The organism is Streptomyces zagrosensis (genome assembly GCF_014203645.1).
In the GTDB taxonomy this organism is placed as follows: domain Bacteria; phylum Actinomycetota; class Actinomycetes; order Streptomycetales; family Streptomycetaceae; genus Streptomyces; species Streptomyces zagrosensis.
In genome coordinates, this window is the sequence record NZ_JACHJL010000047.1 from 1 (window position 1) to 11,360 (window position 11,360).

Consider the following 11,360-nt stretch of genomic DNA (forward strand, 5'->3'; position numbering starts at 1 on the left):
GCAAAAACACCACCCGCGCATCACCATCCACATCACCAGACATCGACTCCAACACCAAGCGATACATCGCCGCAAGACGATCCACCCCAACCCGGTCGATGACATGCCGGTTCGCGGTGATCACCATGAAGCCGGCCCGGGTGGAGACGCCCAGCGGGAACTCGGTGGGGCTGTCGTCGATGGTGGCCGGGTAGTCGACCAGGTCCTGGTCGACCTGGCGGAAGTTTTGATAGCTGAACCGCACATTCACCAGGCGGTCGGAGGTGCTCAGTTCGCGTTGCATGGCACTGAGCGGGAAGCGGCGGTGCGACCAGATCTCAATCTCCTGGTCGAAGACCTGGCGCACCAGGTCACGCCAGGTTTTGGCGCCACGGGTGAACACGAAGGGCAGCGGATTGAGGTACACCCCGTAAACCCGCTCGGCGCCCACGGCCTCCGGCCGGGCGTTGGTCACCAGGCCGGTGCAGAAGGACTCCTCGGCGGTGAGCTGGCTCATCACCTTCAGGTGCGCTGCGTGCAGCACGCTCTTGATCGGCACCTTGGCCTGGCCGGCCAGTGAGCGGAGCCCGGCGTCCAGGTCGTGGTACGGCACCCAGGCACGGTGCAGTCCGCGCGGCGTCGTCACCGGGTTGTCACCCCAGCCGACCGGCAACTCGAAGGGTGTGTGGCTGCCGAGGATGTCCCGCCAGTAGTCCCGGTCCTCATCCGAGGACAGGGATACCAGCTCGGCGGCGACGAAGTCCGCATACCGCACGGCGGCCGGCTCGGGCTCGTCCAGTGGGCGTCCGTCACGTATCGCCTTGTAGGCGGTGACCAGCTCCATCAGCAGGGAGTGGTGGCTCCAACCTTCGAGCACCGCGTGGCACTCGGTCAGCGTCAGCCACCAACTGCCGTCGTCGCAGGCATGCCCGGTGAACCGGATCAGCGGGGCCTTGGTCAGGTCGAAGAGCTGGGTGCGCTCCTCGGCCATGAAGGCGCGCAGCGAGGCATTGACCTCGGCAGGGTCGAGACCGGTCAGGTCACGCCCGCCAACCGGGCATTCGACCCGTGCGGAATCGTGGACGAGTTGCAGCGGCACCGAGTAGCCCTCAAGGGCGAACGAGGTGCGCAGGATCTCGTGACGGGCGATCACCACGTCCGCCGCCTGCTGGAGTGCCGCCCGCTCGAAGGTCTGGTCGTCAAGGATGCGGAAGCAGGTGGAGTTGTGGTAGTGGTTGCGGCCGTCGTCGGCGAGCATCTCCACCACCATGCCCAGCTGCACCTGCGCCAGCGGGTAGGCGTCCACCAGGCCCTCGGGAAGCTTGGCCAGGTCCTCCTCAGCGAGCAGGGCGAAGGGCACGACAGCCGGTTCGGCCTCGGCGGGGGCGGGCCGTCCAGTGAGGAACTCGACCAGCTGGGCGGGGGTGCGGTACTCGAAGACGTCACGGACCGTGACGTCCTGGTCGGCGTCGCGCAGGGCGCCGACCAGGGCCACCGCTCGTAGCGAGTCGCCGCCCAGGTCGAAGAAGTTGTCCTCGACGCCGACCTGCTCGACGCCCAGAGTCTCGCGCCAGACCGCGACCATCTCTTCTTCGGCCGGCGTACGCGGCGCCACATGAATGGTCCCGATGCCGAGGGCGCCCCGGTCGGGGGCGGGCAGCGCGGGCTGGTCCAGCTTGCCGTTCACTGTCAGCGGGATCTTCCCGATGATCAGGAAGGCGGTCGGGATCATGTACTCCGGGAGCGAGCGGGCGAGGAGTGTCCGCAGCTCGCTCGGCGCTGCCACGGCCTCCGCGGCGGGCACCACGTAGGTGACGAGCTTGCGGTCGCCGGGGGTGTCCTCGCGGGCCACCACGACGGCGTCCCGGACCAGCGGGTGGGAGGTGAGCGCGGCCTTGATCTCGCCCAGTTCGACGCGGTGACCCCGGATCTTCACCTGGTGATCGATCCGGCCGTGGTAGTCCAGGCTGCCATCGGGCCGTCTGCTGGCCAGGTCGCCGCTTCGGTAGAGCCGGGAGCCCGGCTTTCCGTACGGATCGGGAAGGAAGCGCTCGGCGGTCAGCCGGGGGCGGTTCAGGTACATCTGCGCGACACCGGGTCCGCCGACGTGGATCTCGCCGGGCACGCCGATGGGCACCAGCTCGCCGTGCTCGCCGAAGAGATGAACCTGTAGGTCACGGATGGGCACACCGACCGCGTTGCCGATGCTCGACGCCACGTCGGCGTCGGTGATCCGGTGGTAGGTGGTGTGCACGGTGGTCTCGGTGATGCCGTACATGTTGACCAGTGCCGTACGGTCCAGGCCGCGCCGCACCGTCCAGGGCCTCAGATTCGGGATGTCGAGCTTCTCACCGCCGAACGTCACCGCGCGCAGGGCGAGTTCGTCGATGAGCGGATTGCCGTCGGCGGCCAGAGCGACCAGGCCGCGGAACGCGGACGGCGTCTGGTTGAGCACGGTGACCTGCTCATCGACGAGCAGCCGCAGGAAGTCCTCGGGCGAGCGGGTGGTCTCCGGCTCGACGACGACGAGCCTGCCGCCGCGGGTCAGGGCGCCGAACATCTCCCAGACCGACATGTCAAAGGCGTACGAGTGGAAGAGTGCCCAGACGTCCCGTTCGTCGAAGCCGAAGTGCTCCTCGGTCGCCGAGAACAGCCGGAGCACGTTCGCGTGGGTGAGTCCGACGCCCTTGGGGCGGCCGGTGGAGCCCGAGGTGTAGATGGTGTAGATCAGGTCGTTCGGCAGCGCACCGGACTCCGGGTCGGTGTCCGGTTCCGCGGCCAGGGCCGCCGCGTCCGACGCGTCGTCGAGGACGACCAGCCGGCCGTCGAGTACGCCCGACAGCTGCTCGGCGTGGTGCGCGGAGGTCACGACGATCCGGGCGTCGGCGTCGCCCAGCGTGTAGCCGATGCGGTCGGCGGGGTGCTCGGGGTCAAGCGGCAGGTAACCGGCTCCGGACTTGAGCACGCCGAGGAGGGCGGGCACCAGGTCCAGGCCGCGGTCCAGGCTGACACCGACCAGCGTTCCGGGTCCGGCGCCCAGTCGCCGCAACTGGTGGGCGAGGCGGTTGGCGCGGGCATTGACCTCGCCGTAGCTGAGCCGTCGGCGGCCGTGGACCAGTGCGACCGCGTCGGGAGTGGCTGCGGCCCAGTCCTGGAAGAGCTCGTGAACAGTACGGTCCGGGGCCGGGAAGATCTGCGGCTTGGGCACGATCACGGCCAGGTCGGCCTCGTCCAGCATCTCCAGACGGGAGAGCGGCAGGTCCGGCTGGACGACCGCGCACTCAAGGAGCCGCACGAAGTGCCGGGCTAGCCGCTCGACGGTGCTCCGGTCGTACAGGGCGGTGCTGTACTCCAGCGTCCCCCGCACGCTGCCGTCGGCCCGCTCACCGAGTTGCAGCGAGAGGTCGAACCGGGAGACCCGGGAGGTCGCTTCCAGCGTCTCGGTCTCCACCCCGGGCAACCGGAAGTCGCGGGTGCGCTCCCGGTGCATCGTGAAGGCCACCTGGAACAGCGGGGTACGGGACATGTCCCGCTCGGGCTGAAGCTGGTCCACGATCCCGGCGAAGGGGAACTCTTGGTTGTCGAAAGCGTCCAGGACCGTCTCGCGGGAGCCGGTGAGCAGCGTGCGGAACGACGGGTCGCCGTGCCAGCGTCCGCGGATCACCAGGGTGTTGATGCCGTATCCGATGAGCTGCTCAAGCTCGGGGCGGCTGCGTCCGGACACCACGGTGCCGACCGGCACGTCGTTGCGTCCGGTGTAGCGGGCGAGCAGCGCCTGGTAGCCGGCGAGGAGGGTCTGGAACGGGGTGGCGCCGTGCTCGGAGCCGAGGGTACGGAGCTTCTCGGCTAGCGGAGCCGGAATCTCCAGCGGTACCGCGTCGCCGTCCCAGCCGCGGACGGCGGGGCGGGGACGGTCGGTGGACACCTCCATCGCGGTGGAACCAGCGAGCTGGCCGCGCCAGTAGTCGAGTTGCTTCGCCATCAGGTCGCCGGCCGCCGTGTCGCCGGCCAGCCGCTTGCGCTGCCAGGCCGCGTAGTCGGCGTACTGGATCGTCATCGGGGCGAGCGGGGACGGCCGGCCTTCGATGAACGCCCCGTAGACGGCCGAGAGTTCGGACATGAAGAGTCCGACCGACCACTCGTCGCAGGCCACGTGATGGAAGACCATGGCCAGCAACTGGTCGGCTGCGTCGATCTTGATGAGCCGGGCGCGCAACGGCCACCCGTTCTCCAGATCGAAGGGCCGGCCGGCCTCGGCCTCGGCCAGTGCGGTGGCGCGCGCCTCCCGCTGGTCCGCCCCGGGACGGGCGGTGAGGTCGTCGACGGGAAGGTCGAACGGGCCGGGGGGATCGACGATCTGGACCGGCTCGGTCCCTTCGAGCCGGTAGCGGGTACGTAGGATCTCGTGGCGCCCCACGAGTTCCTCGAAGCTGCGGTGCAGCACCCGCTCGTCCAGCGTGCCACGCAACCGGAGCACGACCGGGACGCTGTACTCCCAGCTGTCCGGGTCGAGCCGGCTCAGGAACCACATCTGCTGCTGACCGTGGGAGAGCACCAGCGGGCCTTCACGGTCCACCGGAGCCACCGCGGAACGTCGTCCGCTGCGGCTCCCGGCGAGTCGGGCGCGCACCAGTGCCTCTCGCTCCCCCTCGGCCTGCCGACCCGTCCGAACTTCGCCAGTGCTCATGCTGAGCGCTCCTCCCGACCGTTCCTGCCGTTACGTGGACTGCTTGTCCGGCGTGTTCCTGCCGCCGGCCCCTACCGCCGGTCGGCGGCAGGGATCTCAGGTGCTTGCCTGCTCCATACGGCGGCGCAGGCTCGCCGGCCGCATGTCCGTCCACACCTCGTCGATCCGGTCGAGGCAGTCCTGCCGGGCACCTTCGGTGCCTTCGGCGCGCCAGCCCGCCGGCAGCTCCCGGTCCGCGTCCCAGATCGAGTACTGCTCTTCGTCGTTGAGGACGACCCGGTAGACGCGGTTGTCGTTTCGTTCGTCAGCCATGTCGGATTCCCTTCGCTGATCGGATTCGTGTTCAGCATCGGACGGGGAGCTATACCAGCCCTCTATAACCGCCTCCGTGGCCGTCCAAGACCTCTTCGCGGCCCTTGAAACAGCACGCGGCCCGGTCCCGACGGGGGGCGGGACCGGGCCGCGTGGGCCGGTGGGGAACTACAGGTGGTGCTGTTACTCGCGGGCCCCGATGAACGCCAGGGTCCTGGCGCGCAGCGCGGCGCCCACTGGCAGGACGGTGGCGATGACGGCCAGCAGGGTGGACACGACGGCGACTGCGATGACCGCCAGGTACGGCACGACGATGGGCGTGGTGCCGAACAGCTGGTGCAGCGCAACCCACAGCCCGCCCAGGTTGACCGCCGTCGAGACCAGCGCCAGTACCAGGCCGATGGAGGCCACCAGGAGCGATTCCGCGATGAAGAACTTCACCAACTGTTTCGGCGTGGCCCCGGCCATCCGGAGTACCGCCAGATCGCGGCGCCGGTCCGCCGTCGCCATCAGCAGGGTGTTGAGGATCGCGATGAAGCAGAACATCAGAATGATCACGGCGGTGGACCTCTGCCGCACCTCGGTGAGGTGTCGTGCGTGCGCGGCCTCCGAGGCGACCAGTTGGTCCCGGGTCATGAAGTCCGCGCCGGTGCCGACGATGGCGTGGTTGATCGCCGCGGTGGCGGTGGCCGTGTCCGTGCCGGGGTTCAGCGAGATGTAGGCGCGCCTGACCAGTCCGTCCCGTGCGTAGGCCGCGGTGTTGGTGAACTTCGGGGTCAGATAGGCCACGTCGTAACCGCGCATCGCCTTGTAGGTCGCCGCGATGCGAAGCTTGGCGATCGAGCCGTCGGCCATCATGATTTCGAGCGTCGAACCGACGTCCAGACCCCAGAGGTCGGCCACCACCGTGCTGTTGTCGTCCCACTTGTCGAACGAGCCATCGACGATTTCGAGGTTCATCGTCCGCTTCAGCGCGGCGGGGTCCACCACCAGCGCGTCGTTCTCGTCGAACCTGTCCTCGTCCTGGGTGTAAATGGTGGTGAGGATCGGCGCCGCGATCTGTACGCCGGGGATGCGGCTGACCTTGTCGGCCACCGCCGGGCTGATGCCCGGAGTGCCGTCGGATGCGAGGGCGTACTGCGACTTCACCGAGTTCCGCACTGCGCTGTCGCGTGCCGCACCGAGCGAGTCGGTGGCGGCCAGCAGTGAGAACACCAGGCCGACGGTGAGCAGCACGGGCGCCGCGATCGCAGCGGTGCGCCGGCGCGAGGTCAATACGCTCTCCCGGACCAGCATGGCGGTGGGCCCGGCGGAGCGCATGAAGGGCCACATCAGCAGCTTGGTGAGCGGCCCGACGAGGAGCGGTGCGACCACCGCAGCAGCCAGCACCGGCACCATGAGTGACAGCACATAGGTGGTGGGCGACAGGACGCCGGCCGGATTGCCGATGGCGATCCAGCCGGTCCAGCCGACACCACCGATCACGCCTGCGGCGCCGAGCCAGAAGCGGCCCCGGGTCATCCCGTTGTCATCGACGGCCGCTTCGCGCAGTGCCTCGATGGGACGGATGTTCCCGGCCCGCCGGGATGAAGCGCTCGCCCCGCCGAGCGCCACCATGAGTCCGACCAGGAAGGCGCCGGCGAGCGGCGCGAGGACCGTCCAATGCGTCGAGAACCCGACCTCGAACCAGGACGGTGAGATGTCCATGTCGATGAGCATGTCGGCGAGCAGCTGAGCACCGAACAGGCCCAGTACCGTGCCGATGGCAGAGGCCAGGATGCCGACGAGCAGTGCCTCGTTGCGGACCATCTTGCGCACCTGCTTGGGCGTAGCGCCGACGGCCCGCAGCAGGGCGATCTCACGGCGGCGCTGAATCACCGCGAAGGCGAAGGTGGAGGCCACCACGAAGATCGCCGTTACGCCCGCCACGCTCGCCATCACCGGTACCAGCGTGATGGTGTTGTCCAGCGCCTCCCGGTCGAGGTCCTCGCTGGCGTCCGCCCGGTGCCGGGCTTCCCCGGTGAGCACCTCGGCGTCCCGGCCGACAGCGGTTCGTACCTTGTCGAGCGGGCCGAGTGCCACCAGGGCGTGGACCCTTGGGGAGAGCTTGGCGGCCTCTGCGTCGCTGAAGAAGACCGCGTCCTCCCAGTCGACCGGGGAGACGGTGCCGCTCACGGTGTACTTCTTGACCCCGTCGGCGGTGAGCACGGTCACCTGGTCGCCGGTATGCCCCTGGTCGGAAGGGACAACGACATCCGTGTCTAAGGACGGCTGCTTGCCGTCCTCCAACTGGTAGCCGCCGAACCGGGCCACCGGCCAGGGGTGGCCCACCTGGTTCTTGGAGCCGCCTTCGAGCTGGGCATAGAAGGCCCGGTCCGTGACGGTCTCTCCCACGGCCGCGACCTTGTGCCGCAGCTGGGGAGAGACGCCCTTGGCCTCGGCCGGCGAACGGATGCCCAGGTCGTGGTGGGCCGCCTGCCACGTCGGGTCGTGCGGCAGCACCACCGCCGGGGCGCCCGCGAAGCGTTCCGCTGGCCGGTCCGGCATGTCGATCATGGTCATGAGAAGAAGGCCCATGGCCGCGACCTGCGCGACTCCGAGGACCAGCGCAACGACGGTGCCGAGGAACGATACCCAGCGTGAGCGCAGGGTCTGGAAGGCAACCCTGATCACCGGTCCACCGCCAGATCGGTCATCCGCTCGGCGACGGCCTCGGCCGTGGGGGTGATCAGTTCGCCGACCAGGTTGCCGTCTGCGAGGAAGAGGACCCGGTCCGCGTAGGCCGCGACGTTCGGATCATGCGTGACCATCACGATCGTGGTCACCGCACCCTCCCCGTCCGCAGGGGCGGGTACCGCGGGGGGCGTTCCGTAGCCCTGGGGCTGCGGGGCGCCGTGCGCCTGCGACTGGTCGTACGCCTGGGACGGGTCGTACGCCGGCTGCCGGGCACCGACCAAATCCCGCAGCAGGCCGAGCAGTTCCCGCCCGGTGCTGAGGTCGAGCGCTCCGGTGGGCTCATCGGCGAAGAGCACGGCCGGCCGGGTCACCAGGGCGCGGGCGATGGCGACGCGCTGCTGCTGACCGCCGGAGAGCTGGCTGGGCCGGTTGCCGGCCTTCTGGTCGAGCCCCATCTGGCTGAGCGCGTGCAGCACCGCACGCCGATCCGGCTTGATCCCGGCAAGGCGCAACGGTAGCGACACGTTCTGCTCCGCGGTCAGTGAGGGCAGCAGGTTGAACGATTGGAAGATGAAGCCTGTCAACTCCCGCCGCATTTCGGTGAGCTGCGTCTCGCTCAGCCCGACGATGTCCTTGCCGTCGATGAACACCCGGCCGGATGTGGGACGGTCTAGGCCGGCGGCGCACTGCAGCAGAGTCGACTTCCCGGAGCCCGAGGGACCCATGATCGCTGTGAAGCTCCCTCTGGGGAAGGACAGATGGATCTCGCGCAGCGCGGTCACCACACTGTCGCCTGACCCATATGTCTTGGTGAGCGACTCAAGCCGCACCGCGTCATCGATCGACATTGATTCTCCGTAGCTGCGTGGTGCCGAGGGGATCAGCCGCGACCCATCCGATATGGGGATAGGCAGTGGCTTTGCGGGGGTTTCGTTGTCCTGCTGATCCTCGAGCGCGGCCCCGCGGCGAGTGAAGACAACGGCTGCCACGACAGCGAGCAGAGCCATCACGCCCGACACGATCGCCAGGGTCTGTCGGGAGCCGACTGTCTCCAGCAGGAATCCGGTACCGAGCGCGCCGAGCGAACTCGCTCCCGAAACCAGGAGCATGACGACACTGCCGACCCGCCCCTGCATGTCGTTAGGTGTGATGCGCACCTGATAGGACATGCCAGAGACGGTAACAGCGGCACCAATATGAGAGGTTATGAAGAAAAGTACGCCAAGAGCCAACGGCTGTCTGAAAAAAACAGTCGCCGGCAGCACAACGGCCCAACAGGTATGGGCAAGGATCATCACCTTCCGCATGGGCATCCGACTGCTGAGCCAGCCGCCGCTGAAGGCACCCAACAAACCACCCGCACCACCGGATGCCATGATCAGACCGATCGTGCCCGCGGCGCCGCCGTCCTCCCTGACCACCACGGCCACCGAGAGTATGAGCGCCTGGAAGACCAGGTTGCTGCCGGCGATGATGAACAGCGCCGTACGGAAATAGGCGCGATCCCATACCCATCGCAGCCCGACCGAGATCTGGTCGCGCATCCTGGGCTTCTTCTTATTCTTCTGGGACGGCGTCCCCTTCTCTCCCCGCAGCTTCTCTCCCCGCAGCCGGACGAGAGTGATCAAGGAACACAGGTAGAGAAAGACGCTGCTGGAAAAGGGAACCCAGGCCGAGAGGCCGAACAGGGCGCCACTCGTCGGGTTTCCGACGAAGTTGACCCCGCGGGAGCGTGCCTCGTTCATCGTCAGTGCGGCGCCCAGCTGCCGGGACGGCACCACACCGCGGACCATGGCCCGCTCGGACAGCTGATAGAAAACGGTCATGCTGCTCTGGATGAAGGCCACGGTGACGATATGCCACACGTAGAGCCTGTCCCCCAGAAGCGAGATGGCGACCGTCGCGACGGCCAGCATCCGGATGATGAGGGTCCACATCATCACCCGGCGCCGGTTCAGTCGGTCGACCAGCACCCCCGCCGGCAGTTGCACCAGCAGCGCCGGCAGGAGTGAGGCGAAACCCACCAGGCCAGCCGAACTCTTCGATCCGGTGTGCCAGAGCACCAGGAGCATGAAGGCCATACCGGAGCAGCGTTCCGCCATGACCGACATCGCGGAACCGGTCCACAACAACCGGAAGTCCCGGTAACTGCTCAGCGGCGGCAGCCGATGCCGGCGCCTCGCGGGCGACGCCGCCGCTTTCGTCCCGGCGGGCGCCGCCGTCTGTTGCCTCTCGGGGGGCCCTGCCGCTGTCAACTCGACAGGTGCCGCCTCGTGCGTCTGGAACGCCGCCGCCCTTTGTCTCTCGGGGTTCACCGCCTCCTGCCGCTCGGAAGGCGCCGCCTCTTCCACACTCATCGTCGGTTGGCCCAGCACCATTCCAGAACGGCCATCGCGCTGTGCAGCTTGTGCGTGGCCTGGGTGAAGGCGATACTCGCCGGGCCGTCAAGCACCTCGGCCGTGACCTCTTCCCCGCGGTGCGCGGGGAGGTCGTGCAGGAAGACGGCGTTCGGGCTGCTCTGCCACAGCTCCCGGGTGACCTGGAAGGGCGCGAAGACGTCCCGCCAGTCCGCGGTCGCCTTACTGGTTCCCGTGGTCTGCCAGCGGGTGGTGTAGATGGCGTCGAGGCCGGCTGGCACCGCTTCCATGTCGTGCCGCTCGGACACCTTCGATCCACAGCGCCCCGCCTGCGTGATCGCGGTGGCGAGGATCTCCGGGGCAAGCCCGTAACCGATGGGCGTCCGCAACTCCAACTCGGTCCCGGGGAACCGCGTCAGAGCCAGCGCCAGGGCCGCCGCGCTGTTGTTGCCCTCGCCGACGTACATCAGCCGCAGACCTTCGACCCGGCCGAAGTGGCTGTACAGCGTGGTGAGATCGGTGAGCCCCTGGGTCGGGTGCTCCTCGGCGCTCATCGCGTTGATGACGGACATCGGCCCGCCGGCCGCCAGGGTCCGCAGCTCTGCCGTGGCGTCCGCGGTGCGGGCCACCAGCAGGTCCAGCATGCCGGCCAGCACCCTGGCCGTGTCCTCGATGCTCTCCCCGGTGTTCAGTTGCAGATCGCCGGGCCCGAAGGTCACCGTCTGCGCGCCGAGCCGCAGCGCGCCGCTGGTGAAGGCGGTACGGGTACGAGTGGAGGTGCGCCGGAAGTAGACTCCGACGATCGCGCCCTCCAAAGGCCTCACGCGGTCGCCGGCAGCGTATGCGGCTCCTCGCTCGACGATGTGCCGCAGGTCGGCGTCGGTCAGGTCGTTGATGGAGATGATGTGTCGCATGGGCCTGCCTGTCTTCCTCAGCCGGTAGCCGGCCGGTAGTCAGTGGGCGTCGCTGAGCAGAGCGTCGATCTCCGCCCGAATCCGACCCTCGATCTCCACGGCGAGCTGAGCGATCGTCGGACTCTCGAAGGCGATCCGCATCGGCAAATCGAGGTCGAACTCGTTCTGCATCCGCGAGATCAGCCGTACGGCGAGAATCGAGTGGCCACCGAGTTCGAAGAAGCTGTCCTGCACGCTCGCCTGCTTGCCCAGCAGCTCCTGCCAGATGGAGGAGAGACGTTCCTCGGTGGGGGTGCGAGGGCCGACGAAGGCATCGGTGGCACTCTCGTCCGGGTCCGGCAGGGCGCGGCGGTCGATCTTGCCGTTGGCCGTCAACGGAATCGAGTCCACCTCAATAAACACCGACGGCACCATGTACTGCGGCAACGAGGCACT

6 protein-coding genes and 1 pseudogene are annotated in these 11,360 nt (G+C 68.4%); all 7 read right to left on the reverse strand.

What is annotated here, in order from left to right; genetic code table 11:
• Positions 1–4,666: non-ribosomal peptide synthetase (locus tag FHS42_RS35825; protein ID WP_184580514.1), on the reverse strand; the 4,666-nt coding region annotated here is incomplete at its 3' end.
• A 96-nt stretch (positions 4,667–4,762) separates the two neighbouring features.
• Positions 4,763–4,978 (reverse strand): MbtH family protein, encoded by a 216-nt coding sequence (locus tag FHS42_RS35830; RefSeq protein WP_184580523.1) that lies wholly within the window; start codon positions 4,976–4,978, stop codon positions 4,763–4,765.
• Positions 4,979–5,161: 183 nt separating this feature from the next.
• A complete protein-coding gene (locus FHS42_RS35835; protein ID WP_184580525.1) occupies positions 5,162–7,651 on the reverse strand; it encodes an ABC transporter permease in 2,490 nt (829 codons plus the stop codon).
• Positions 7,648–8,502 carry an ABC transporter ATP-binding protein gene (locus tag FHS42_RS38015; RefSeq protein WP_246495884.1) on the reverse strand — a complete coding sequence of 285 codons (855 nt, stop codon included), beginning with the start codon at positions 8,500–8,502 and terminating at the stop codon, positions 7,648–7,650. Before FHS42_RS38015 ends, FHS42_RS35835 begins: the two co-directional genes overlap by 4 nt.
• A 90-nt stretch (positions 8,503–8,592) precedes the next feature.
• Positions 8,593–10,032 (reverse strand): annotated as a pseudogene (locus tag FHS42_RS38020) (MFS transporter); the annotation flags it as partial.
• Positions 10,008–10,925 carry an ornithine carbamoyltransferase gene (locus FHS42_RS35845; RefSeq protein ID WP_184580529.1) on the reverse strand — a complete coding sequence of 306 codons (918 nt, stop codon included), beginning with the start codon at positions 10,923–10,925 and terminating at the stop codon, positions 10,008–10,010. The gene FHS42_RS35845 and the pseudogene FHS42_RS38020, both read right to left, overlap by 25 nt.
• A gap of 39 nt (positions 10,926–10,964) precedes the next feature.
• A partial coding sequence (locus FHS42_RS35850) for a phosphopantetheine-binding protein (RefSeq protein WP_221477192.1) occupies positions 10,965–11,360 on the reverse strand: 396 nt, incomplete at its 5' end.